The organism is Bacteroides sp. 41_26, from assembly GCF_949740115.1.
In the GTDB taxonomy this organism is placed as follows: domain Bacteria; phylum Bacteroidota; class Bacteroidia; order Bacteroidales; family Bacteroidaceae; genus Bacteroides; species Bacteroides nordii.
Genome location: NZ_CATJGZ010000069.1, coordinates 14022 through 39180, shown reverse-complemented (window position 1 = coordinate 39180; position 25159 = coordinate 14022). Strand labels below are relative to the sequence as shown.

Sequence of the window (25159 nt, the reverse complement as noted above, 5' to 3'; positions counted from 1 at the left end):
GGCTAAGTGATCCAATTCGGAATAACAGGCCTATTTTAGAAATAAAACCTCAATCCGCCCAATACATTGACACGATTTATTCCGCTCTTTTCATCCTTCTTTAGTTCAACTCCATCCCGTTTCGGCAAGTTACTTGCAATTGAACTGGCTGATACGCCAAGTCCCACATGGCTCGACAACATATATTCTAATCCCATAGTGACATGTGCGCCAAATCCGGCAGTACTGTAATAGGGTTCATTATAAAGAAAAAGCCCCATGCCTACTCCGCACTTCAAAATCCATTTATCAAACTTTGTACGTAATGCAACCTCCGGTGCCAGATAAGACAATACCATATCTCCTCCCGGAAGCTCCGCTTTAAAACCAGAATATTGCATACCTACTCCCCACCCGGAAGTCCATATATGTTCATAGCCAAGCTTCCACTCTAAACCGCTCTTACTCCCCAAAGACACATTATTAGCATCATAGATTTTACTGCTTATCCAACCATACCCCAAGCTAACTTCAAAGGTATTAGCAGGTGCCGGACCCCTCCGCTCAGGTTGCTTCTTGTCTCTGGCCACTACGAAGTTCATATCGATAGCATACTGTACAGGATTTGCCCTCAATGTATCCACCACATTATCTTTCAGGTAAAGCATCAATCCGGATATCTGATGGCACGAACTTCTCCAGAAAGACGGATCCTCATGCCAGGTTATAGCAAAACCATTTCCACCGGCTTTACCAACAGCCTCCTGTGCAAGATGAACGACCTCATCATACCGACATTTCGTAGCCGTACCAGGATCTATAACAGAAACACGTCCAATGGCTTCGGCAGTGTTGGGCACCGTCTCTCCTAATTCAAAGACCCGAACAGAATCGGCCGGAACTGGATTGGGATAAGTTTTTATCAGATTTGTCACGACTTTGGGTGAACAGGAAGCTAAAAGTAGCAATACGGAAATTGAAAATAGATTAGTAAGTTTCATAAAGCTTTGTATTATTAAGTTTGTTTTAATGTATGAGTTTTGCCATCTGTCTGCAATATTCGAGCAACATCTTCTTTTATACACAGAAAATAATGATTCCTTATTTCAATGTCTCTGCATCCCATATTACTCCAATGACAAAGATAAACACATTTTTTAATTAAAATACAATAAAGGAGTGCGTAATAGGGTTCAAATATCTATTTTACTGCCGAAAAGGAGAGCTTTTTAATCACGTAGCCAGACAATATACACCAAATAGCAGAACTTTTTTCGTAACTTTGCACCGTTTGCAAATAAGGATTGAACAAATGGATTTTAGGTATGATGTTATTGTAATTGGTGCCGGACATGCAGGCTGTGAAGCGGCTGCCGCTTCGGCCAATCTGGGTTCAAAGACTTGTCTGATCACGATGGATATGAATAAAATCGGGCAGATGAGTTGTAATCCGGCTATAGGTGGTATTGCCAAAGGACAAATTGTACGCGAAATAGATGCACTTGGTGGACAAATGGGGCTGATAACAGATAAAACAGCTATCCAGTTTCGCATACTAAACCGGTCGAAAGGGCCGGCAATGTGGAGTCCACGCGCACAATGTGACCGCAATAAGTTTATAGGAGCATGGAGAGAAGTATTGGAAAATACTCCCAATCTGCATATCTGGCAAGATACAGTGAAAGAATTACTCGTTGAAAACGGCGAAGTAACAGGGTTAATTACCATGTGGGGGGTCACTTTTCATGCGAAATGTATCGTACTCACAGCCGGAACTTTCCTCAATGGATTGATGCATGTAGGTAAAAATATGCTTCCCGGAGGTCGTATGGCAGAACCTGCATCTTACGAATTAACCGAATCCATCGCACGCCATGGAATCAGTTACGGACGGATGAAAACAGGCACCCCTGTACGAATAGACGGACGAAGTGTACACTATGAATTAATGGACACACAGGATGGAGAAGCCGACTTTCATAAATTCTCATTTATGGATACAAATGTACGCCATCTTAAACAACTGCAATGCTGGACCTGCTTTACCAATCCGGAAGTGCACAACATTCTTCGTGAAGGATTATCAGAATCCCCCCTTTTCAACGGACAAATTCAAAGTATAGGACCGCGTTATTGCCCTAGCATAGAAACCAAGATTGTTACCTTCCCGGATAAAGAACAGCACCAGTTATTTCTGGAGCCAGAAGGAGAAACCACACAAGAATTGTATCTGAATGGTTTTTCATCTTCATTGCCTATGAACATACAGATCGAAGCTCTGAAAAAAGTTCCGGCATTTAAAGATCTGGTTATATACCGTCCCGGGTATGCGATTGAATACGATTTCTTTGACCCAACCCAATTAAAACATACGTTGGAATCGAAGATAATTAAGAATTTATTCTTTGCCGGACAAGTAAACGGAACTACCGGATACGAAGAAGCAGGTGGCCAAGGTATCATTGCCGGCATCAATGCACACATTAACTGCCAAGGTGGAGAACCATTTACACTGGCACGCGATGAAGCATATATTGGCGTATTAATCGATGACCTCGTTACCAAAGGAGTAGATGAACCTTATCGTATGTTCACTTCCCGTGCAGAATACCGTATTCTTCTTCGCATGGACGATGCTGATATGCGTCTTACAGAAAAAGCCTGGAAATTAGGACTCGTCAAAGAAGATAGATATACTCTGCTGAAAAAGAAACGCGAAACAGTGGAACGTATTATATCTTTTGCACGAAACTATTCGATAAAAGCGGCTCTTATTAATGATTCTCTTGAGAAATTAGGTACTACCCCGCTGCGTCATGGGTGTAAGTTAATTGATCTGATTAATCGTCCGCAGATAACAATAGAAAACATCGCAGAACATGTGCCGGCATTCAAACGTATACTTGACGAGATTACGGAGAGAAAAGAAGAAATTATTGAAGCCGCGGAAATTCTTATTAAATACGAAGGCTATATCGGACGAGAGCGTATCATTGCTGACAAACTGGCCCGATTGGAAAGCATCAAGATCAAAGGCAAGTTTGATTATAATTCTATCCAATCGCTTTCAACGGAAGCACGCCAAAAGCTAGCAAAAATAGATCCGGAAACAATCGCTCAGGCAAGTCGAATTCCAGGAGTATCGCCAAGTGACATCAACGTATTGCTGGTGCTTTCGGGAAGATAAGAACATGCGTTTCACGTGAAACAAAACATTTAAGAAAACGAAATAAACCCATGATTATGAGCAAAGAAAGGCTTATCAAAAGCATCCGGGAAATACCCGATTTCCCCATACCGGGAATTCTTTTTTATGACGTAACCACTCTATTCAAAGATGCTGCATGCCTGCAGGAACTTTCTGACGTAATGTATGAGATGTACAAAGACAAAGGCATCACAAAAGTAGTAGGTATTGAATCAAGAGGATTCATAATGGGCCCGATTCTTGCGACCCGTTTAAACGCAGGATTCATCCCTATACGTAAACCCGGTAAACTTCCGGCAGAAACCATCGAAGAGAGTTACGATAAAGAGTACGGAAAGGATACTGTGCAGATACACAAAGATGCACTCGATGAAAACGATGTAGTATTGCTACATGACGATTTATTGGCAACAGGAGGAACAATGAAAGCAGCTTGCGAGCTCGTAAAGAAACTAAAGCCAAAGAAAGTATATATAAACTTTATCATCGAACTAAAAGAGCTGAACGGTAAAGCAGTGTTTGGAGATGAGGTAGAAGTAGAATCCGTATTGTCTTTATAGATATAAATGTTATATTTGCAGGGCGTAGTTATTTTACTACGCCTTCTTTATATGGAAACAAACCAGGAACTGAAAACCAACGAATACTTGAAAGGGATTGTATCTAACCTCCCTGAAGGCCCCGGCATTTATCAATATCTGAATGCCGAAGGTACCATTATATACGTAGGAAAGGCCAAAAACTTAAAAAGAAGAGTATATTCCTACTTCAGCAAAGATCATGAGCCGGGGAAAACCAGAGTACTCGTCAGTAAAATCGCAGACATACGTTATATTGTCGTCAACTCTGAAGAAGATGCCCTGTTATTAGAAAACAACCTTATAAAAAAATATAAGCCGCGATATAATGTTCTGCTGAAAGACGACAAAACATACCCGTCTATTTGTGTACAAAATGAATATTTTCCACGAATATTCAAAACACGCAAGATCATTCGTAACGGTTCTTCGTATTATGGACCATACAGTCATGCACCATCCATGAATGCAGTGTTAGACCTAATAAAACATCTATATCCACTACGAACATGCAGCTTGAACTTGTCACCGGAAAACATACGCGCAGGCAAATTCAACGTTTGCCTTGAATACCATATAAAGAATTGCGCCGGACCTTGCATAGGACTCCAATCACAAGAGGAATATCTAAAGAATATCGATGAAATCAAGGAAATATTAAAAGGAAACACCCAGGAAATAAGCCGTATGTTATTCCAGCAAATGCAGGAATTAGCTACTGAAATGAAGTTTGAAGAAGCACAAAAAATAAAAGAGAAATATACACTTATAGAAAATTACCGTTCAAAATCAGAAGTAGTAAGCTCGATATTACACAATATCGACGTATTTTCTATTGAAGAAGACGAGCACAATTCAGCATTTATCAACTATCTGCACATCACAAACGGAGCTATCAATCAGGCTTTCACCTTTGAGTACAAGAAAAAGCTAAACGAAAGCAAAGAGGAGCTTCTTACACTGGGAATCATTGAAATGCGGGAACGCTACAAAAGCTTTTCACGTGAAATCATCGTCCCTTTTGAAGTAGATATGGAGTTGAATAACGTCGTTTTCACCGTGCCCCAGCGAGGGGACAAAAAGAAACTGCTGGATCTCTCATTGCTCAATGTAAAACAATACAAAGCAGACCGGATGAAACAATCAGAAAAACTAAATCCGGAACAAAGAAGCATGCGACTAATGAAGGAGATCCAACAAGAGCTACATCTGGAAAAACCACCTCTACAAATAGAATGCTTTGACAACTCCAATATCCAGGGCTCAGACGCCGTAGCAGCCTGTGTTGTATTCAAGAAAGCAAAGCCATCGAAACAAGATTATCGAAAGTACATTATCAAAACCGTAGAAGGAGCCGATGACTACGCATCCATGAGAGAGGTCGTGAAACGGCGTTATCAGCGCGCTATAGAGGAAGATAGCCCCCTACCCGACCTCATCATTACAGACGGAGGAAAAGGGCAAATGGAGGCCGTAAGACAAGTTATGGAGGAATTACATTTAAACATCCCTATTGCAGGCCTTGCCAAAGACCGGAAACACCGTACTTCAGAGCTCTTATTCGGTTTCCCGCCTCAAACAATCGGATTAAAACAACACTCTCCACTTTTCAAATTACTGGAGCAGATACAAGATGAGGTACACCGTTTTGCTATTACTTTTCATCGTGATAAACGCAGTAAACGCCAGGTGGCTTCTGCCCTCGATACGATCAAGGGTATCGGAGACAAAACAAAAACCGCATTACTAAAAGAATTTAAGAGCGTAAAACGTATCAAAGAAGCCTCTTTAGAGGATATTAGCGCCATTATAGGCGAAAACAAAGCAAAAGTAATAAAAGAAAATCTGCAATAACAGAGACATTAAATACATTCACAGGTCATATGTCTCATTATAAATAAACGCAAAGCACATGTGATTTTACGAAAAAACTCCGTGAAACATGATTTTTCTATAGCGATTTTTGTAAATTTGCCTTTCCAATAAAACAAAAAAAGAGAAATGAGAGTAGTTATACAGCGCGTCAGCCATGCCTCAGTTACCATCAACGGAAATTGCAAATCGGCCATCAAAAGAGGAATGCTTATTCTGGTAGGCATCGAAGAAGCTGATGGAACAGAAGACATCGACTGGTTGTGTAAGAAAATAATAAATCTCCGCATCTTTGATGATGAAAATGGAGTCATGAATAAATCTGTCATAGATACAAACGGCGAAATACTGGTAATAAGCCAGTTTACTCTACATGCATCTACAAAGAAAGGTAACCGTCCGTCGTATATAAAAGCAGCCAAACCAGATATTTCAATCCCACTGTATGAACAATTCTGCACAGAACTTAGTTCTCTACTTGGAAAGGAAGTAGCCACAGGTGAATTCGGAGCAGATATGAAAGTAGAATTATTGAATGATGGTCCGGTAACTATTTGTATAGATACAAAAAACAAAGAATAATGACACTGGAAGAAGCACAAAAGCAGGTTGACCTGTGGATCAAGAAGTATGGAGTACGTTACTTTAGCGAACTCACAAATATGGCCGTACTCACCGAAGAAGTAGGCGAACTGGCACGTGTAATGGCCCGTAAATATGGTGATCAATCCTTCAAAGAAGGAGAAAAAGACAATCTGGAAGACGAAATGGCAGATGTACTTTGGGTACTCCTCTGCCTGGCTAACCAGACAGGCGTAAACCTCACTGAGGCCTTTACACGCAATCTGGAAAAGAAAACCAAAAGAGATAAGAAAAGACATATAAACAACCCCAAACTGAGTGACCATGGAACAGAATGACAGCCATCTGACTAAGTATGAAGCCGCATTGGCAAAGTACAATACAAACCTGAGCGACGCTGATGTACAAGCCCGGGTAGCTTCAATTATCGAAAACAAAGTAGCGGAAAACAACACAGAAGAGGTAAAAAAACTCCTTTTCAACTGTATTGATCTCACTACCCTCAACAGTACGGATAGTGACGAAAGCGTTATGAAATTTACTGAAAAGGTAAACAAGTTTGACGATGAATTTCCCGATTTAAAGAATGTAGCAGCAATTTGTGTATATCCCAACTTTGCAGAGGTAGTAAAAAACACATTAGATGTTGACGGCATTAATATTGCTTGTGTATCAGCAGGATTCCCGTCGTCACAAACGTTTATTGAGGTAAAAATAGCAGAGACAGCCATGGCACTGATGGAAGGTGCAGACGAAATAGACATTGTTATTTCTATCGGTAAATTCCTGAGTGGAGATTATGAAACAATGTGTGAAGAAATACAAGAGTTAAAAGACACTTGTAAAGAACGCCACCTGAAAGTAATTCTTGAAACCGGAGCACTGAAAACTGCTTCGAACATTAAAAAAGCCTCCATCCTATCAATGTACTCCGGAGCAGATTTTATCAAAACATCCACAGGAAAACAGCAACCGGCAGCCACTCCGGAAGCAGCTTACGTGATGTGCGAAGCCATTAAAGAGTATTACGAAAAGACCGGAAACAAAATTGGATTTAAACCTGCCGGAGGCATTAATACGGTAAATGATGCATTGATTTACTACACAATAGTAAAAGAGATTTTGGGAGAAGAATGGCTTAACAATAAGCTTTTCCGAGTGGGTACCAGCCGATTAGCAAACCTATTACTTTCTGACATTAAAGGCGAAGATATAAAATTCTTCTAATTCAAATAATCCGTGAGGATATGCCAAAGAGGCTTTGTGTTTTTTAAATAAAACATCAGATCCCCCCTTTTGTATATCCTCATTTATTATTCAAATATTTCCATCCGGTTAACCTTAGCACGAATATCATATCTATAATTAAGAAAAACTAAACTTCCTTACTTTAAGATACTCATTTTTTTACTATCTTTGCCGAGTATTAGCCCATAGAGAAAAGGCTAATAAACTGTATTAGAGAACGTTTCATTTATTATCTTTTCCTGGAATTCGGCAAAATTCATGTTATGAAAGGTAATAGGCAAACGGGTCTCACGCACCTTCACGTATATACTCTTGTTATATATCGAATGGAGCGTGAGACTGTTGCTTGTATCGTCATAACGGCTTGCCGAAGCCCCAGGAAAGATACAGAGCAACAGTTCTCACGCTTTTCGGTTAACAAAGAATTAAAAAAAAACAAGGGTATGAAACAAAGCAGTATTTCACTACGGTTCAGCCGGAACGGAAAAGGCAATGCCTTATTAGCCAACAAAGAGCAAAGCCTGCTCATTGGACTTATTTCCAGTATACAAACAGGTCTTTTCGTGGATAGTCTGGAGACCGGCATGAGTAAAGATAAAGTCCGCCAGCTACTGGCAGAAATACCTCAACTCAAGCAAGAATCCTTCATTACAGAAATGCTGACTCTCCTCAAAAATGAAGGAGAACGTACTACATATTCCATCCTTTTACCTTATCTCCTGTCATCAGACAATGAAGAAGAGACAGAAACCATCCTCCGCAAGCGTTTTTTCGGCATAGAATCGTTTATACAGCGCGCTCATCATCTGCACTGGTTTATGAGGTATATACGCGAGAAAAACATCGTATCCATCGAAAAAGAAGATTTCGAACGAGGTATTCTGGCATGGGACATGGGGGAACTAATCACCTTAACACGTATGGCATTCGAAACAGGATATATTGATGAGCAGACTGCATGGGAATATATCAGATTTGCCGGTGAAAAATGTCGACAGATATTTAAAAATTGGGAAGAGATAGGTAAGAGTTACCTCATCGGACAGGCTATGAAAACGAATAAAAAAGAAGAAATAGACAACACAATCATAAGCTTCCTCTCAGCCACACAGAATGCAGAGAGTCCATGGAAAAAGTATTATTTATCTCTGTCAACTACATAATCAAGGTAAGCCTCAAGTGCAGTACATACATCAGAAGGGGGAAGCGAATGAAGCAAGTCAAGCGCTTTACCCTTATATAGCTCCATCATTTCAACAGCATACTCAATTCCTCCATTACACTTGGTAAAATCAACTAAACGCCCGATTTCATCAGGAGTAGCAACTCCTTCTTTGACTTTGACAGCCAGCTCTTGCGCCCAGGCACTATTTGTAGAATTCAGAGCATAAAGGACAGGTAATGTCAATTTACCTTCCAGCATATCATTTCCTGTTGGTTTACCTATCTCTTTACTTTCAAAGTAATCAAAAATATCATCCTTTATTTGGAAGCAGATGCCAATATATTCACCAAATAAACGCGAAAATTCCGCCTCTTCATCGCTTGCATTAACAGAAAGCGCAGCCGATTTAGTACAAGCAGCAAAAAGGGCTGCCGTTTTCTTACGAATAACATCAAAATAGATTTCCTCGGAAAAATGAGGATTACTTACATTGGAAAGTTGTAACAATTCTCCATCGGCAAGATCCTGACCTAAGCAAGATACAACATTAATAATTTCGTGACTCATCGTCTTTCCGGCATGCACAAGGCTTGTAGCCAACAAAAAATCACCAGCCAATACCGCCACTTTATTATTAAAAACGGCATTAACAGAAAGCTGTCCACGACGTTCTGTACTTTCATCAACTACATCATCGTGTACTAAACTGGCTGTATGAAGAAGCTCTAAAGAAACAGCAGCATGAAAAGTAGCAGGGCGTATAGCACCGTATAAACGTGCCACGAGGAGTACCAGGATAGGACGCATCATCTTCCCGTTTCTCCGCCGAATATGAGCAATCACATTATTTAGCAGGAAATTTGAACTGGAAAGAGAACTATCAAATAGTTTTTTGAAATCTTCCAGTTCCGTATTTATCGGAGACTTTATAAGAGACGAGCTATCCATATAATAACACTATTTGAGCACAAAAGTAATAATAAAACGGTTAATACCGTATTTTTTTGTACTTTTACCATGAAAAATTAGATAAATATGGACCAAAACAGTAAACTTTTCTTTTTAGACGCTTACGCACTTATATATCGGGCGTATTATGCCTTTATCAAAAATCCACGGATCAACTCCAAAGGTTTCAATACTTCAGCCATTCTCGGCTTTGTAAATACATTGGAAGATGTACTGAAAAAAGAAAACCCTACACATATCGGAGTTGCTTTCGATCCTTCGGGTCCTACTTTCCGGCACGAAGCCTACGAGCAATATAAAGCACAGCGCGAAGAAACTCCGGAAGCGATCCGCCTTTCCGTACCTATCATAAAAGATATCATTCGTGCTTATCGTATCCCTATCCTTGAAGTAGCGGGCTATGAAGCAGACGACGTTATCGGAACACTGGCAACCAAAGCCGGACAACAGGGGATCACAACCTATATGATGACACCTGACAAGGACTACGGCCAACTGGTAACAGAACACGTATTCATGTACCGTCCCAAGTATGGCGACAAAGAATTTGAGGTTATGGGTATAGAACAAGTCAAAGCGAAGTTCGATATTCAGTCACCTTCACAGGTTATTGATATGTTGGGGCTCATGGGTGATGCTTCAGATAACATTCCCGGATGTCCAGGTGTCGGAGAGAAAACAGCGCAAAAGTTAATTGCTGAATTTGGTAACATCGAAAATCTACTTGAACATACCGACCAATTAAAAGGAGCACTCAAAACAAAAGTAGAAACAAACCGGGAAATGATAACCTTCTCCAAATTCCTGGCAACCATAAAAACAGATGTACCTATCGAACTTGACATGAATGCATTGGTACGGGAACAGCCGGATGAAGAAGCACTTCGAAAAATTTTTGAAGAGCTGGAATTTCGTACACTAATGGAGAGAATCTTCAAAAAAGAGAGTCAGCCTCTCCCCTCTTCTGCAGGTCCGCTTTTTACACAAGAAAGTGGCCCAATTCAAGGCGATTTATTTGCAGAAATTACGCCCAACGGACCGATTGAAGAAAAAAAATCGAATCTAGACACATTAAAAACACTCAATGTTGACTATCAACTAATTGATAATAAGGAGAAAAGGAACGAAATTATTCAAAAGTTACTTACAACTAAAATTCTTGCGTTAGATACAGAAACAACTGGGACTGACCCAATGGAAGCCGAGTTGGTAGGAATGAGCTTCAGCGTTACCGAAAATCAGGGATTTTATATACCAATCCCTGCAGATCGGGAAGAAGCGTTAAAAATCGTAAATGAATTTAAAGAAATATTCGAAAACGAAAAATCGTTAAAAGTCGGGCAAAACATCAAATATGATATGATCGTTCTCCAAAATTACGGAGTTGAAGTAAAAGGTCCTCTTTTCGATACAATGGTAGCACATTATGTTCTTCAACCCGAACTTCGTCACGGAATGGATTATCTGGCGGAAATTTATCTGCATTATCAAACAATCCACATCGAAGAACTTATCGGACCGAAAGGAAAGAATCAGAAGAATATGCGTGATCTTGCCCCCGAAGCTATTTATCAATACGCCTGTGAAGATGCGGATGTTACACTGAAACTAAAGAATATATTAGAGAAAGAATTGAAAGAGAACGGTGCTGAGCAATTATTCTATGAAATAGAAATGCCTCTGGTACCTGTATTGGTAAATATAGAAAGCAATGGAGTACTTCTGGATACAGAAGCGCTCAGACAGTCTTCAAAACATTTCACAACACAAATGGAGGCTATTGAACAAGAGATTTATCAGTTGGCAGGCGAAGAATTCAATATCGCTTCACCCAAACAGGTAGGTGAGGTATTATTTGATAAACTCAAAATTATCGATAAAGCAAAGAAGACCAAGACCGGCCAATATGTTACATCAGAAGAGGTACTCGAAAGCCTGCGTCACAAACATCCTGTAGTAGAAAAAATTCTGGAACATCGTGGACTAAAGAAACTGTTAAGTACCTATATCGACGCTCTTCCTCTGTTAATAAACCCACGTACAGGCCGTGTACACACCTCTTTTAACCAAACGGTAACAGCGACCGGACGCCTTAGCTCCAGCAATCCGAATTTACAAAACATCCCCATCCGGGATGAAAATGGAAAAGAGATACGCAAAGCATTCATTCCTGACGAAGGTTCTCTTTTCTTCTCTGCCGACTATTCACAAATAGAGCTACGAATTATGGCGCACCTGAGCGAAGATAAAAATATGATAGACGCATTCCTAAGCGGTTATGATATTCACGCAGCTACAGCAGCCAAAGTATATAAAACCGATATAAAAGAGGTAAATCCGGATATGCGCCGTAAAGCTAAAACTGCCAATTTTGGTATCATTTATGGTATCTCTGTCTTCGGTCTGGCTGAACGAATGAATGTAGATCGTAAAGAGGCTAAAGAGCTCATAGACGGCTATTTTGAGACCTATCCCCAGGTAAAGGCTTATATGGATAAAAGTATTGAGGTAGCACGCGAAAAAGGCTATGTAGAAACTATTTTTCACAGGAAACGCTTCTTACTGGACATCAATTCACGCAACGCTGTAGTACGCGGATATGCTGAACGCAATGCTATTAATGCTCCGATCCAGGGAAGTGCAGCCGACATCATCAAAGTTGCAATGGCTCGTATCTACGAACGCTTCAAACGTGAAGGATTAAAAGCAAAAATGATATTACAAGTACACGATGAATTGAATTTCAGTGTTCCGGTAGAGGAAAAAGAACAAGTGGAACAAGTTGTCATTGAAGAAATGGAGAAAGCTTACCGGATGCATGTTCCTCTGAAAGCTGATTGTGGCTGGGGAAAAAACTGGTTAGAAGCTCATTAAAAAGACAATTATTACCTGCTGAAACATTTATAACATTAATTAACTTATCAAACAGAAAGCTGCTAAATACTTCATTAAACACGCGAACTGTTTAAACATATATCCGGCAAATAATCTGCCGGATATTTTTTTATCATTAACACCTGCAAAAAGAAAGTTATACAAGAGAACACGCACTATCATTATGACAATAAATTAATTCATTTTAAGTATTAATATCCATTTAATATGTAACTTTGCAGCAAATAAAGAGATTTAATATAACATAATGATAATATAACCCTAAAAACAGTATAGTCATGAAAGTAAATGTTTCCATAAGAACAATCGCATTATCAGCAGCTCTTTTTGTAGGTAGCCTGACCGTCTCAGCTCATAATAACGACAGAAATCTCATCTACAACTCAGAAGAAAAAGACGGAGTAATGGTAGAACAAACCGTTTATAAAAAGGAAGGTACTGCACTCGCTAACTATATGAAATACAACTATAAGTATAACGATCAGAAACGTATGACAGAAAGCGAAGCGCTCAAATGGAATGCCAGCAGCCAAAAATGGGAAAATAGCTTGCGCATTACTTATACTTATGAAGGCAAAACCGTAACTACCAATTATTACAAATGGAACAGCAAGAAGAATAGCTATATTCTTGTTCCGGAAATGACAGTTACAATGGACGATACAAATATCTGATACAAATATTCTCTCTAATTTTACACTTTACATTAATACAACAAAAGGCTGGAATTTATATTCCGGCCTTTTCTGTGCCACGTGGAACAAATCGATAAGTGCTAAGACATTACAAGAAATTTAGTATCTTTGTTTTCTCTTTATTAAGTAAGATTTTCCCAGATGGACGAACAGTTAAAAGAATACATAGAAACGGTTATTATTCCACAGTATGAATCGTTTGATAAAGCACATAATTTAATGCATGTAAATGCCGTAATAGCGGAGAGTCTGGAACTTGCCAAAGATTACCCTGTACGTGCAGATATGGTATATGTCATTGCCGCCTATCATGACACAGGACTGCACAAAGACAGGGCAACTCATCACCTTATTTCAGGAACTATTCTTGAAAATGACACGAGACTCCGTCAATGGTTTTCTGCCGAAGAAATACAAACAATGAAAGAGGCCGTAGAAGATCATAGAGCTTCTTCAAATCACGAGCCACGCAGCATTTATGGAAAAATTGTAGCCGAAGCAGACAGGATCATAGACCCAGAAATTACATTGAGAAGAACTGTACAATATGGATTAAAACAAAATCCATCAGGAAACAAGGAATGGCATTATGAACGCTTTCTTAATCATCTCCTGAATAAATATGCCGAAGGAGGATATTTAAAACTATGGTTTGAAAACTCAAAGAACGGAGAAAGGCTAAAAGAGTTAAGAGCTCTAATAAATAACCGAAAACAGCTAAAAGAGACTTTTGACAGAATGTTTATGGAAGAAAAATAATCACAAGAGTTATATAAAAAACAAATCTACACCACCATTTCACAACATTCGGTTCGCCTTTTTGTTATAAGTACCAAATGGGCGCTCACAAACAGAACTCATCAATAAAAAAATAGCCGGAGACTTTTTCACAAAAGCTCCGGCTCAACCAGTTACATAGAATTGATCATCTAAAAACCAAAAAACATTCAATTCCTACCTAACATCACAAAGATAACATTAAAAAGGATAATATGAAATACCATTTTTGCGAAAAATGAGTATTTTACCGCAAATCACATATAAAATGTCTAAATAAGTGCTTATACAACAAAAAAAATCAGATAAGACAGAAACGTTCCTGTAATTCTTTCAAAAATCCACGCGAAATACACAGGTCTTTTCGCTCATTAAAAGGGGGATAAAGCTGACATTGCTTGCCATTAATAACAGCCAAATAGCCGACATTAATAATAACCGACTGGCTGATCTGTACAAATGATACTGAATAACTTATAATATCCTCTGCTTTTGTATTCTTTTTAAGACTTAGTTTTGTCTGATTAAAAAGAGTCACCTGCCACTGCCGTTTATCCTTAGAATATTCAAAAAAACCAATTTCCTCAATACGAAGTAGTTTGAAACCAGTTACACTACTGATCATAAACGTATCCCGCTGTGGCAATAACGCAGCGATAGATGCCGAAAATGAAGGAGTAACCTGATGAGTGGCCATTGCCTTCCGGTAGCGTTCTATAATCCCATCTAATTCTTCTGTACCGAAAGGTTTCAATAAGTAATCAAACGCCGACTCCCGCAAAGCCTGAAGTAGATATTTATCATATGCCGTATAGAAAATAACTTTCATATCCCATACAATCTCATCACGCATGTCACTCAGTAGTCTGATACCCAGCACATCCGGCAACTCTATATCCAAAAACAGTAAATCCGGACGTTGTTCCATTATTATTTTCTTCCCTTTAACTCCATTGACAGCCGTACCCCTGATTGACATATCAGGATAAGCCGTAAGCCTCTTTTTCAAATCTTCTGTCGCCGTATAGTCATCATCTATAATTACGACTTTATAAATTTCGTTCATTGTCATCATAAATCATAAGAATATTTGCATGGGATATACACAGAAACACAAGTCCCTGTTTGTTGTCCATCGGCAAGATTTTTTATTTCAAAACAGATCTTCTCTCCCTTATTTTTCTGATTGAGTAACTGGATAGTCTGATAAAGAACTTTCAAACCTGTACCCGTTCCTCTGGAGGGAGATATCATATGGGGAAGATATCCCCTACCATTATCTACAATTATTATCCGAACACCATTGCCTTCAGGAATTACAGAAATAGTAAGCCGCTTCTCTCCTTCGATTCCGGCAAGTCCATGTTTCATAGCATTCTCTACCGGAATCTGTATAATCATAGAAGGAATAATAACCTGTTCTGTATTCAATTTGTCATCGACTGACAATGTCAATATAAAATCATTTCCCAAGCAGATCCGTTCCAAGTTAATATAAGTCTGCACAAAATCCAGTTCTCCCCGAAGCGGAATACTTAACTTTTCGGTTAACTCCAGGCTTTTTCTTAAAAGTTTTACTAAGCCTACCAACCCCTCCCGTTCTTCTTCAGAACCTTTGAAATGACTAATCTCTCTATTCAGTACATTAAAAGTAAAATGAGGCGAAATATGATTACGTATGTTTTCCATGCGAAGACGACTTATCTGGTTCAAATGCCGTTCCTGCAAGAAAGCACGCTTTTTCTTCATCAACCAGTAAAAAACACTCAATGCAGCTATTAAAACGATACAACCAATAGCCCAGATAAACGATGTCAAACGCAACACCTGCATTTCACTCTTTTGCCTCTCTATCACCAATTCACGCCGCATCACAATCGTATCCTGACGATAACGCATGTCAAGTTCCGCTACACGCGTACGAACCCGCTCGTTCCGAATAGAATCATTCAGTGCGACATCCTGCTTCAGATACTCATAAGCACGTCTGTAATCACCTGTACGTTCGTAATAATGCTCCAGATATTGATTCCGGATATTTATCATATTCGCATCAATGTGCACGCCAGACGTTGCATTGGCAATCAACCTGCCAGCCCGTGAAATATCACCTTGCTTTAAAGCAAGCTCTATCAACTGGGTTTCTATGTAATAAAGTGCTGAACGGTTATTTATCTCCGTGAAATAGCGATAGCTGTCATTCAGATAGATTTGAGCCGAGTCCAGTTTACCATTCAACATATAAAGTTCTCCCAGATTTCCTTTACTAAGATTCCGCTCAAAAATCATTTGAGGATAATCATCCAATACATGTAATCCTCTACTGATATAGTATTCGGCTTGTAAGTAATCCTTTTTGTAATAAAAATGATTCCCTCTGTTATTGAGATATCCCCATTTCTCATATGGATTCATTTCCTGATAATAACTTCCTGCCAGTTCATAGTAATAATTGGAAAGTTCAAAATCACGTAACTCCATGTAAGTCTGCCCTAATCCCCAGTAAACAGTCCATTTCTTTGTATCAGGTAACTGGAGTGAATCACAAATAAACAATCCCCTACGATAATAGAAGGCTCCATCGGCATAATTACCCAAATGATTACTGGCATCTGCCAAATTAAAACAAAGTTCGGGAAGATTAAAAACATTATTTCCCAACCGCTGCTCTTCATATGCCTTTCGATAATATGCCAGAGATGAATCAGGCTCTGCTTTCTGTATCCAGTAATTACCGGTCATATTATAAACATTCGTCTTAATATCATGTACGGAAGGAGAATCGGGCGCTTCCCTGCAAAAGCGGGAAATTATCTGATTATAATATAGCACAGAGTCAAAGTCAGAAGAGGCAAAGCAAGCTTTTACGTAATGATTCATTAATCTATAGAAAGTAAGACTATCAGTGGCTTTTGCCATTCCGTTACGCAACAGATTACGGGCATACGTATTATTAGCAAATAAAGAATCTCTTGCCTGTTTTTCCAGCGAATCAGTCTGAGTATTCTTTTTTATTGCTTCTCCTGTTTGTGTGTGTTCTCCGCAACCATTGATACACAAGAATAAACAAATTATTGCAAACCCTTTGATGGTTTTATTCCCCATAAACTTCTTTGTTAATAGAATGTCGCAACAAAGATAGAAAAATGTGCATAATATTTCTTACCTTTGTAGCCAATTAATTAGAAAAGGAATCTAATGAGTCCACTAAATTTCACCCACATTCTGACACAGGCAGTCGATGAGCTTTCGGAAAGCGAATCATACAAAGGACTGTTCCATCAACACAAGGACGGCGAGCCCTTGCCTTCGGCACGGGTATTGTGTGACGTCATCGAGCTGGCACGCTCTATTCTTTTCCCCGGATATTTTGGAAATTCTACTATCAACAGTCGTACAATCAACTATCACATAGGGGTTAACATTGAAAGATTATTTGATCTGCTGACTGAGCAGATTTTAGCCGGACTCTGTTTCGGAAGTAATGAAGGATGTGATACCTGCAATGATTCTTTACGAGAAGAAGCTGCCCGCCTGGCTGCTAAATTTATCAGCAAATTACCACACATGCGTCGTGTATTGGCAACAGATGTAGAAGCAGCCTACAATGGTGATCCTGCAGCTCAGAGTTTTGGCGAAGTAATTTGTTGCTATCCAGCTATCAGAGCTATCAGCAACTATCGTATCGCTCACGAACTATTAGAACTGGGAGTACCACTGATCCCCCGTATTATAACAGAAATGGCCCATAGCGAAACAGGTATAGACATTCATCCCGGAGCACAGATAGGTAGTTATTTCACCATTGACCATGGAACGGGTGTGGTAATCGGAGCAACCAGTATCATTGGCAATAACGTAAAACTCTATCAGGGTGTCACACTAGGAGCCAAAAGTTTCCCTCTGGATACTGATGGTAAGCCGATTAAAGGTATTCCCCGCCATCCGATACTGGAGGATAACGTTATAATCTACTCAAATGCAACTATATTAGGACGTATTACCATTGGACGCGATGCCACAGTAGGGGGTAATATCTGGGTAACAGAAGATGTTCCCGCAGGAGCGAGAATCGTACAGACGAAAGCAAAGAAATAATGGCCCAATGTGCGAACATGCCAATGTGCCAATTGAGAGAATCAGATATTAACAATTTGAAAAAATAACAACTTTAACGCGCCAGCCAATTGGCATATCACCACATTGGCATATTGGCACATTATTCATTATGAGCGAACAATTTGAAATGATTGCCAAAACCTTCCAAGGACTGGAAGAAGTACTGGCCGAAGAACTGACAGTGCTGGGAGCAAACGACGTACAAATAGGCCGGCGAATGGTTTCATTCTCCGGAGACAAGGAAATGATGTATAAAGCAAACTTCTGCCTGCGTACTGCCATCCGCATTCTGAAACCAATCAAACATTTCAAGGCCAAAGATGCCGACGAGGTTTATGATCAGATCAAAGCCATTGCCTGGGAGGAAATACTCGATGTAAACAAAACATTCGCTGTAGATGCCGTCGTATTTAGTGATGAATTCCGTCATTCTAAGTTCGTTTCTTACAAAGTTAAAGATGCCATTGTCGACTATTTCCGTGAGTTGAATGGTAAACGTCCGTCCGTTCGCATTAATAGACCGGATGTATTACTGAACATTCATATTGCGCAAACCACCTGTACCCTTTCACTAGATTCCTCCGGTGAATCACTTCACCGCCGCGGCTATCGTCAGGAAGCTGTAGAAGCACCACTCAATGAAGTTCTTGCTGCCGGAATGATTCTGATGACGGGATGGAGAGGAGAATGTGACCTTATTGACCCGATGTGCGGTTCAGGTACCATCCCTGTAGAAGCTGCATTGATTGCCCGTAACATTGCTCCGGGAGTATTCCGTAAGGAGTTCGCATTTGAAAAATGGGTGGATTTTGATCAGGATATGTTTGATAATCTATATAATGACGATAGCCAGGAACGTGAATTCACACACAAAATATATGGCTATGATAATAACCCTAAGGCAAACGAAATAGCCACACACAATGTGAAGGCAGCAGGGGTTTCTAAAGATATCATTCTGAAGTTACAACCCTTCCAGCAATTTGAGCAACCGGCAGAAAAATCTATCATCATCACCAACCCTCCTTACGGTGAACGTATTTCTACCAATGATCTTTTAGGATTATACAGCATGATTGGCGAACGTCTGAAGCACGCTTTCGTTGGAAATGATGCCTGGGTACTCTCCTATCGTGAGGAATGCTTCGACCAGATCGGCCTGAAACCCAGTCAAAAAACGCCATTATTCAACGGAGCATTGGAATGTGAGTTCCGCAAATATCAGATATTCGACGGAAAGTACAAAGAGTTCAAAGGCCAGGAAGGCGAAGAAGAAAATAAAGAAGGTGCTCCCAAAGAAAAAAGAGAATTTAAACCTCGCCGTGAAGAGGGCGGACGTAGCTTTTCAAGTGACAGAGACAGAAAACCGAGAGAAGGACGAAACTTCAACGGAGACAGAAAGCCAAAGGAGTTTAAGAAGAACTGGGAACCGAGAGGTGATAAGAAGGAATAATGGATGAACTTGTTATCATAGAAACTAAGATATACGAAATCAGAAGTCAGAAAGTAATGCTGGATTTTGACTTGGCAGAAATGTATCAAGTAGAAACTAAAAATCTGAACAAGGCTGTAAAGCGTAATATAGAACGATTTCCAGAAGATTTCATGTTCCAACTGACTTCGGAGGAAATGTCCAACTTGAGGTTCCAAATTGGAACCTCAAGTTGGGGAGGTACCCGTTATCTCCCTTTTGCATTCACCGAGCAAGGTGTAGCTATGCTATCCGGTATTCTCAGAAGTCCACAAGCAATTGAGGTCAACATCAACATCATGCGTGCCTTCGTTCATATGCGCCAGTATCTGCTCTCCCATGTTTCCGGACAAGAGCTAGAGAAATTGAAGCAGCGCATAGAATATCTTGAAGAAGATACATCTTCTGACCGGAAAAGTTACGAAAGCCAATTTGAAGAGTTGTTCACCGCTTTTGCCAAAGTCAGTGCTATTATCCAATCAAAAACAAGTCCCTTAAGTCGGGTCAAGATACAAGGATTCAAGAATAAAGATAAAAAACAAGAAGATAATGAATAAAAGAGGCTATCTATTATTAATGGGGTTGCTTCAAGCTCTATTTATCACGAACGTTATGGCACAAGAATTAAAAACTCCTACGCTGGAAGATCTAATTCCGGGTGGTGAAACATATCGTTATGCAGAAAACCTTTATGGGCTACAATGGTGGGGTGATGAATGTATAAAACCAGACATAGATACCCTGTTTGTTATTAATCCAAAGACGGGAAAAGCAAAGATTATCACTACACGGGAGATTGTAAACAAAGTATTGGAAGAAAACCAGTCCGGAAAAATACAACACTTCCACACTGTCAGCTTTCCCTGGTCTGACAAAGAGCAAATGCTGATTAAGCTACCTGGTAAATATATTGTTTACGACTTCAAAAACAATCAAATAGTTTCCACAACAGCTCTGAAAAAAGAGGCTGCCAATCAGGATTACTGCACTACCACCGGAAATGTCGCTTATACAGTAGGCAACAATCTGTATATAAACGAAAATGCAATAACCGATGAATCCGAAGGTGTTGTCTGCGGGCAGTCTGTACATCGTAATGAGTTTGGCATCAGCAAAGGCACTTTCTGGAGTCCGAAAGGCAACTTGCTGGCATTTTATCGCATGGATGAAAGCATGGTTACAAAGTATCCACTGGTAGATATCACTCAACGTATAGCAGAAGTGAACAACATTCGTTATCCGATGGCAGGTATGACCAGCCATTTGGTAACAATAGGTATTCATAATCCTTCCAACGGAAAAACACTTTACCTGAAAGCCGGAGACCCGACTGACCGCTATTTTACCAATATCAGCTGGGCACCGGATGAGAAAAGTCTCTACCTTATAGAATTGAACCGGGATCAAAATCAGGCTAAACTCTGCCAGTACAACGCAGAAACAGGTGAGCTGATGGCAACACTTTTCGAAGAAACACATCCCAAATATGTAGAGCCTCAACAACCCATTGTTTTTCTCCCCTGGGATGCTACAAAATTCATTTATCAAAGCCAACGTGACGGTTTCAACCACCTGTATCTGTATGACACCACAGGCAAACAAATCAAGCAACTGACAGAAGGTAAATGGTTGGTCAGTGATATACTGGGATTCAACGAAAAAAAGAAAGAAGTTCTTTTTAGTGCCAACGACGCTACAGGACGAAATAACTTTTCTGTGAATATAAAAACAGGAAAAAGGAGTTTACCTTTCAGTATGCATACTACCACTGAAGGTGTACACAATGCTATTGCAAGTAAGTCGGGACGCTATGTGATTGACAATTATTCAACCCCTACCCTACCCAGAAAGATTGATATCATTGATACTCAGACAGGCAAAAGCGTTAACCTGCTTACTGCTTCCAATCCATTCCTTGGCTTCAAAATGCCGATTATCGAAACCGGTACAATCAAAGCCGCAGACGGTGTAACCGATATCTATTACCGCCTTATCAAACCTGCTGATATGGATCCGAATAAAAAGTATCCTGCCATTGTATATGTATACGGAGGTCCGCATGCACAGATGGTAACCGGAGGCTGGCAGAATGGCGCCCGCGGCTGGGATATCTATATGGCAAACAAAGGGTACATCATGTTTACTATTGACAATCGCGGCAGTTCCAATCGCGGATTAGAGTTTGAGAATGTAACTTTCCGTCATTTAGGTATTGAAGAAGGAAAAGATCAGGTAAAAGGAGTCGAATATTTGCAAAGCCTTCCTTATGTAGACGGCAATCGTATCGGTGTGCATGGTTGGAGTTTTGGAGGTCATATGACTACCGCTTTGTTGCTTCGCTATCCGGAAATCTTCAAAGTAGGTGTGGCAGGTGGCCCGGTGATAGACTGGGCATATTATGAGATAATGTACGGAGAGCGTTATATGGACACTCCACAAAGTAACCCGGAAGGATATGAACAATGCAATCTGAAAAATCTCGCCGGCAATCTGAAGGGACATTTACTCATTATCCATGACGATCATGATGATACTTGCGTGCCTCAGCATACATTATCTTTTATGAAGGCATGCATAGATGCCCGTACGTATCCGGATCTTTTCATTTATCCCGGACATAAGCACAATGTAATGGGACGTGACCGCATACATCTGCACGAAAAGATAACCCGTTATTTTGAAGATAACCTGTAACAAAGGGCAATATGCCGATTGAAAAAGAAACGAGAGAAAAATAATAATAATAACAAGCGCTACATATCCGATGCCAACATTGGCATATTGGCATATTGGCCCATTAACCAATTATTGATATGAAACTGTTACTCTTAGGTTCGGGCGGCCGTGAACACGCTCTGGCGTGGAAAATAGCTCAAAGTCCCAAAGTAGAAAAGCTATACATCGCCCCCGGTAATGCCGGCACCTCTTCTGTAGGCGAAAACGTGAACATTAAAGCTACCGATTTTAATGCATTAAAAGCATTCGTTCTTAAGGAAAATATCAGTATGATTGTAGTTGGTCCCGAAGACCCGCTGGTTGAAGGTATTTACGACTACTTTCAGGGAAATCCTGAGACGCAGCATATTGCTGTCATCGGTCCTACCCGCGAAGGAGCACGCCTGGAAGGTAGTAAAGAGTTTGCCAAAGAGTTTATGCAACGTCATAATATTCCTACTGCACGCTATAAAAGTATCACAGCCGACACACTGGAAGAAGGTTTTGCTTTCCTCGAAACACTGGAAGCTCCCTATGTTCTGAAAGCTGACGGACTTTGTGCCGGAAAAGGCGTTCTGATCCTCCCTACTTTAGATGAAGCTAAAAAGGAGCTGAAAGAGATGCTTAGCGGCATGTTTGGCGATGCTTCGGCAACGGTAGTCATTGAAGAATTCCTCAGTGGTATTGAATGTAGTGTATTTGTGCTGACAGATAGCGAACATTACAAAATACTCCCTGTAGCCAAAGACTACAAACGTATCGGCGAAGGTGACAAGGGACTTAATACCGGTGGTATGGGAAGCGTTACGCCTGTTCCATTCGCCAATGATGAATTCATGGAAAAAGTACGTACGCGTATTATCGAACCTACTGTAAATGGTTTGAAAGAAGAAGGCATTCTTTACAAAGGCTTCATCTTCCTGGGGTTGATAAAAGTAAAAGGAGAACCAATGGTTATTGAATATAATGTTCGTATGGGCGATCCTGAGACAGAAAGCGTTATGCTACGTGTCAAGAGTGACCTCGTAGATCTCTTTGAAGGTGTAGCAGAGAAGAACCTCGACACAAAAACACTGGAAATAGACCCACGTACGGCTGCTTGTGTAATGTTGGTAAGTGGCGGTTATCCGGAAGCTTACGAAAAAGGATTTCCTATCACCGGCTTCGATCAGGCTGTTGCCACAGACAGTATCCTATTCCATGCAGGTACTACCCTGAAAGACGGACAAGTAGTAACCAGCGGCGGACGTGTCATTGCTATTAGTTCGTATGGAAGTACTAAAGAAGAAGCACTGGCAAAAAGCTATAAAGTGGCTGAAATGGTACAGTTCGAAAAGAAGAATCTTCGAAGAGATATTGGTTTTGATCTGTAGTGAGGAAAGGTTATAACCCTATAACATCATAACTTTATAACCCTATAATGAGAAATAATAGACTACAAGGTCGGGTGACAGCAGGACGGTTTACATTGCCTGTTGTCATTCTTATCTGCACCATCTGCTGGATAAGTACTTCCTTTCTTTTGCCCGACATGAGTTCAGCAAAAGAGACGGGATACGCTTTGTGGCAATCTATTTGTACTTCCTGCCTGCCTTCCTGGGCAAACAGAATTATCAGCTTCATGCTATACGCCTCTATCGGTTATTTCTTGATTGAGCTAAACAACACATTCACTATTATCCGCATGCGCGCCTCGGTGCAGACCTCGCTTTACTTTCTTTTAGTTACCATCTGTCCAGGTATGCATTTGCTGTATGCAGGCGATATAGCTGCCGTAGCTTTTCTTATCTCATTGTTTTTCCTATTCAAGAGCTACCAGCAGCCTTACCCGGTGAGTTATATATTCCATTCCTTCGCCTTCATCGGTGCAGGAAGTTTATTATTTCCACAATTACTCTACTTCATCCCCCTTTGGCTGATAGGAGCTTATTCGTTTCAGTCACTCACAATACGCAGCTTCTGCGGAGCTATTATCGGAATAAGTCTTCCCTACTGGTTCTTATTGGGGCATGCCTTCTTTTACGGACAGATGGAATTATTCTACCAACCATTTATCGAATTGGTTCATTTCCAACCGATAGAATTGGGTAAGAATCTACAGCTTTGGGAACTTGTTACATTGATTTATCTGTTTATCCTCTTCATTGTCAGTGCTGCCCATTGTATTATTAGCGGATATGAAGATAAAATACGAACGCGTTCCTATCTGCATTTCCTGATATTCCTGAACTTCTGTATCTTCCTGTTCATTTTCCTGCAACCCATACACTGTATGGATCTGTTGTCACTCCTTCTGACCGGTGTCAGCATTCTCGTAGGACATCTTTTTGTATTGACCAGCAGCAAGACTTCTAACGTATTCTTTATCGGTTCCACCATCGGATTAATCCTCTTATTCTGCTTCAACGTATGGACGCTTTTATAAACTCAGTGATACAGCTACTTATCGACTGGGGTATTCCTGGTTTGTTTCTTTCTGCCTTACTGGCAGGAAGCATTGTCCCGTTCAGTTCCGAACTGGTGTTGGTAGCATTAGTAGAAGTAGGGTTAAACCCGGTCGCCTGTGTACTCGCTGCTGCATTGGGAAATACTTTGGGTGGTATGACCTGCTATTATATGGGACATCTCGGCAAGGTAGACTGGATAGAGAAATACTTTAAAGTAAAAAAGGAGAAAGTAGACCGTATGGAGGCATTTCTGCAAGGCAAAGGGGCACTTATGGCATTTTTTGCTTTCCTTCCGTTTGTAGGGGAGGTGATTGCCATTGCACTGGGGTTCATGCGCAGCAATGTATGGCTTACGACGATTTCTATGTTTGCCGGTAAACTGATACGCTATATTCTCATGTTGCTTGCATTGAAAGGCATTATCAATTTCGTTTTATAA

The 25159-nt window shown here is 40.3% G+C and carries 21 protein-coding genes; 17 read left to right on the top strand and 4 right to left on the bottom strand.

Annotation, left to right across the window (positions count from 1 at the left end):
* Window positions 1-35: 35 nt before the first annotated feature.
* Window positions 36-980 (bottom strand): putative outer membrane beta-barrel protein, encoded by a 945-nt coding sequence (locus QX565_RS09380; protein ID WP_289292632.1) that lies wholly within the window; start codon window positions 978-980, stop codon window positions 36-38.
* 311 nt (window positions 981-1291) lie between these two features.
* Between QX565_RS09380 and mnmG the strand changes: the two genes are divergently transcribed.
* The 7 genes from mnmG to QX565_RS09345 all read left to right on the top strand — a co-directional run bounded on the left by mnmG (window position 1292) and on the right by QX565_RS09345 (window position 8630).
* Window positions 1292-3166 (top strand): tRNA uridine-5-carboxymethylaminomethyl(34) synthesis enzyme MnmG, encoded by a 1875-nt coding sequence (gene mnmG, locus QX565_RS09375; protein WP_289292631.1) that lies wholly within the window; start codon window positions 1292-1294, stop codon window positions 3164-3166.
* 50 nt (window positions 3167-3216) lie between these two features.
* The gene (locus QX565_RS09370) at window positions 3217-3747 is read left to right on the top strand and encodes an adenine phosphoribosyltransferase (RefSeq protein WP_221648444.1); all 531 of its coding nucleotides are present in this window, start codon (window positions 3217-3219) and stop codon (window positions 3745-3747) included.
* A 51-nt stretch (window positions 3748-3798) separates the two neighbouring features.
* Window positions 3799-5619 carry an excinuclease ABC subunit UvrC gene (gene uvrC, locus QX565_RS09365; protein ID WP_289292630.1) on the top strand — a complete coding sequence of 607 codons (1821 nt, stop codon included), beginning with the start codon at window positions 3799-3801 and terminating at the stop codon, window positions 5617-5619.
* 147 nt (window positions 5620-5766) lie between these two features.
* Window positions 5767-6219, top strand: a complete 453-nt coding sequence (gene dtd / locus QX565_RS09360; protein WP_221648442.1) for a D-aminoacyl-tRNA deacylase — start codon at window positions 5767-5769, stop codon at window positions 6217-6219.
* Window positions 6219-6557 carry a nucleotide pyrophosphohydrolase gene (locus tag QX565_RS09355; protein WP_221648441.1) on the top strand — a complete coding sequence of 113 codons (339 nt, stop codon included), beginning with the start codon at window positions 6219-6221 and terminating at the stop codon, window positions 6555-6557. The genes dtd and QX565_RS09355 overlap by 1 nt, the downstream gene beginning before the upstream one ends.
* Window positions 6544-7446: a deoxyribose-phosphate aldolase gene (gene deoC / locus QX565_RS09350; RefSeq protein WP_221648440.1), complete on the top strand. Its 903-nt coding sequence runs from the start codon at window positions 6544-6546 to the stop codon at window positions 7444-7446. Before QX565_RS09355 ends, deoC begins: the two co-directional genes overlap by 14 nt.
* A 464-nt stretch (window positions 7447-7910) precedes the next feature.
* The gene (locus tag QX565_RS09345; RefSeq protein ID WP_289292629.1) at window positions 7911-8630 is read left to right on the top strand and encodes a DUF1266 domain-containing protein; all 720 of its coding nucleotides are present in this window, start codon (window positions 7911-7913) and stop codon (window positions 8628-8630) included.
* On the opposite strand, the gene QX565_RS09340 is transcribed toward QX565_RS09345, so the two are convergent.
* Window positions 8606-9580, bottom strand: a complete 975-nt coding sequence (locus QX565_RS09340; RefSeq protein ID WP_221648438.1) for a polyprenyl synthetase family protein — start codon at window positions 9578-9580, stop codon at window positions 8606-8608. The two genes, QX565_RS09345 and QX565_RS09340, sit on opposite strands and share 25 nt — an antisense overlap.
* 87 nt (window positions 9581-9667) lie before the next feature.
* Here QX565_RS09340 and polA point away from each other — a divergent pair, with 87 nt between their 5' ends.
* From polA to QX565_RS09325, 3 genes are all read left to right on the top strand, one after another.
* Window positions 9668-12475, top strand: coding sequence for a DNA polymerase I (gene polA / locus QX565_RS09335; protein ID WP_289292628.1), 2808 nt, complete (start codon window positions 9668-9670; stop codon window positions 12473-12475).
* A gap of 299 nt (window positions 12476-12774) precedes the next feature.
* Window positions 12775-13170 carry a DUF3836 domain-containing protein gene (locus QX565_RS09330; RefSeq protein ID WP_289292627.1) on the top strand — a complete coding sequence of 132 codons (396 nt, stop codon included), beginning with the start codon at window positions 12775-12777 and terminating at the stop codon, window positions 13168-13170.
* 162 nt (window positions 13171-13332) lie between these two features.
* A complete protein-coding gene (locus QX565_RS09325) occupies window positions 13333-13950 on the top strand; it encodes an HD domain-containing protein (protein WP_221648435.1) in 618 nt (205 codons plus the stop codon).
* A gap of 319 nt (window positions 13951-14269) precedes the next feature.
* On the opposite strand, the gene QX565_RS09320 is transcribed toward QX565_RS09325, so the two are convergent.
* Together QX565_RS09320 and QX565_RS09315 are read right to left on the bottom strand one after the other, a co-directional pair.
* Window positions 14270-15043 (bottom strand): LytR/AlgR family response regulator transcription factor, encoded by a 774-nt coding sequence (locus QX565_RS09320; RefSeq protein ID WP_221648434.1) that lies wholly within the window; start codon window positions 15041-15043, stop codon window positions 14270-14272.
* On the bottom strand, window positions 15040-17073 hold the full coding sequence (locus tag QX565_RS09315) for a tetratricopeptide repeat-containing sensor histidine kinase (RefSeq protein WP_289292626.1): 2034 nt from the start codon (window positions 17071-17073) through the stop codon (window positions 15040-15042). Before QX565_RS09315 ends, QX565_RS09320 begins: the two co-directional genes overlap by 4 nt.
* A gap of 93 nt (window positions 17074-17166) precedes the next feature.
* On the opposite strand from QX565_RS09315, the gene epsC reads away from it, so the two are divergent.
* The 7 genes from epsC to QX565_RS09280 all read left to right on the top strand — a co-directional run bounded on the left by epsC (window position 17167) and on the right by QX565_RS09280 (window position 25159).
* Entirely contained in the window at window positions 17167-18066 is a 900-nt protein-coding gene (epsC, locus tag QX565_RS09310; RefSeq protein ID WP_002558581.1) for a serine O-acetyltransferase EpsC, read from the top strand.
* 130 nt (window positions 18067-18196) lie between these two features.
* A complete protein-coding gene (locus tag QX565_RS09305; RefSeq protein WP_289292625.1) occupies window positions 18197-19540 on the top strand; it encodes a THUMP domain-containing class I SAM-dependent RNA methyltransferase in 1344 nt (447 codons plus the stop codon).
* Window positions 19540-20115 carry an ORF6N domain-containing protein gene (locus tag QX565_RS09300; protein ID WP_289292624.1) on the top strand — a complete coding sequence of 192 codons (576 nt, stop codon included), beginning with the start codon at window positions 19540-19542 and terminating at the stop codon, window positions 20113-20115. The genes QX565_RS09305 and QX565_RS09300 overlap by 1 nt, the downstream gene beginning before the upstream one ends.
* On the top strand, window positions 20108-22252 hold the full coding sequence (locus QX565_RS09295) for a S9 family peptidase (RefSeq protein WP_289292623.1): 2145 nt from the start codon (window positions 20108-20110) through the stop codon (window positions 22250-22252). Before QX565_RS09300 ends, QX565_RS09295 begins: the two co-directional genes overlap by 8 nt.
* Before the next feature lie 119 nt (window positions 22253-22371).
* A complete protein-coding gene (gene purD, locus QX565_RS09290) occupies window positions 22372-23646 on the top strand; it encodes a phosphoribosylamine--glycine ligase (protein ID WP_289292622.1) in 1275 nt (424 codons plus the stop codon).
* A 47-nt stretch (window positions 23647-23693) separates the two neighbouring features.
* A complete protein-coding gene (locus tag QX565_RS09285; protein WP_221648429.1) occupies window positions 23694-24698 on the top strand; it encodes a hypothetical protein in 1005 nt (334 codons plus the stop codon).
* Complete coding sequence (locus tag QX565_RS09280) at window positions 24683-25159, top strand: YqaA family protein (RefSeq protein ID WP_221648428.1); 477 nt, start codon at window positions 24683-24685, stop codon at window positions 25157-25159. The genes QX565_RS09285 and QX565_RS09280 overlap by 16 nt, the downstream gene beginning before the upstream one ends.

Coding starts and splice junctions, on each gene's coding strand:
- epsC (WP_002558581.1), top strand. CDS start 17,167: ATGAGTCCACTAAATTTCACCCACATTCTGACACAGGCAGTCGATGAG.
- QX565_RS09280 (WP_221648428.1), top strand. CDS start 24,683: ATGGACGCTTTTATAAACTCAGTGATACAGCTACTTATCGACTGGGGT.
- QX565_RS09325 (WP_221648435.1), top strand. CDS start 13,333: ATGGACGAACAGTTAAAAGAATACATAGAAACGGTTATTATTCCACAG.
- dtd (WP_221648442.1), top strand. CDS start 5,767: ATGAGAGTAGTTATACAGCGCGTCAGCCATGCCTCAGTTACCATCAAC.
- mnmG (WP_289292631.1), top strand. CDS start 1,292: ATGGATTTTAGGTATGATGTTATTGTAATTGGTGCCGGACATGCAGGC.
- uvrC (WP_289292630.1), top strand. CDS start 3,799: ATGGAAACAAACCAGGAACTGAAAACCAACGAATACTTGAAAGGGATT.
- QX565_RS09285 (WP_221648429.1), top strand. CDS start 23,694: ATGAGAAATAATAGACTACAAGGTCGGGTGACAGCAGGACGGTTTACA.
- QX565_RS09300 (WP_289292624.1), top strand. CDS start 19,540: ATGGATGAACTTGTTATCATAGAAACTAAGATATACGAAATCAGAAGT.
- QX565_RS09320 (WP_221648434.1), bottom strand. CDS start 15,043: ATGATGACAATGAACGAAATTTATAAAGTCGTAATTATAGATGATGAC.
- QX565_RS09370 (WP_221648444.1), top strand. CDS start 3,217: ATGATTATGAGCAAAGAAAGGCTTATCAAAAGCATCCGGGAAATACCC.
- QX565_RS09345 (WP_289292629.1), top strand. CDS start 7,911: ATGAAACAAAGCAGTATTTCACTACGGTTCAGCCGGAACGGAAAAGGC.
- purD (WP_289292622.1), top strand. CDS start 22,372: ATGAAACTGTTACTCTTAGGTTCGGGCGGCCGTGAACACGCTCTGGCG.
- polA (WP_289292628.1), top strand. CDS start 9,668: ATGGACCAAAACAGTAAACTTTTCTTTTTAGACGCTTACGCACTTATA.
- QX565_RS09380 (WP_289292632.1), bottom strand. CDS start 980: ATGAAACTTACTAATCTATTTTCAATTTCCGTATTGCTACTTTTAGCT.
- QX565_RS09355 (WP_221648441.1), top strand. CDS start 6,219: ATGACACTGGAAGAAGCACAAAAGCAGGTTGACCTGTGGATCAAGAAG.
- QX565_RS09330 (WP_289292627.1), top strand. CDS start 12,775: ATGAAAGTAAATGTTTCCATAAGAACAATCGCATTATCAGCAGCTCTT.
- QX565_RS09305 (WP_289292625.1), top strand. CDS start 18,197: ATGAGCGAACAATTTGAAATGATTGCCAAAACCTTCCAAGGACTGGAA.
- QX565_RS09315 (WP_289292626.1), bottom strand. CDS start 17,073: ATGGGGAATAAAACCATCAAAGGGTTTGCAATAATTTGTTTATTCTTG.
- QX565_RS09295 (WP_289292623.1), top strand. CDS start 20,108: ATGAATAAAAGAGGCTATCTATTATTAATGGGGTTGCTTCAAGCTCTA.
- QX565_RS09340 (WP_221648438.1), bottom strand. CDS start 9,580: ATGGATAGCTCGTCTCTTATAAAGTCTCCGATAAATACGGAACTGGAA.
- deoC (WP_221648440.1), top strand. CDS start 6,544: ATGGAACAGAATGACAGCCATCTGACTAAGTATGAAGCCGCATTGGCA.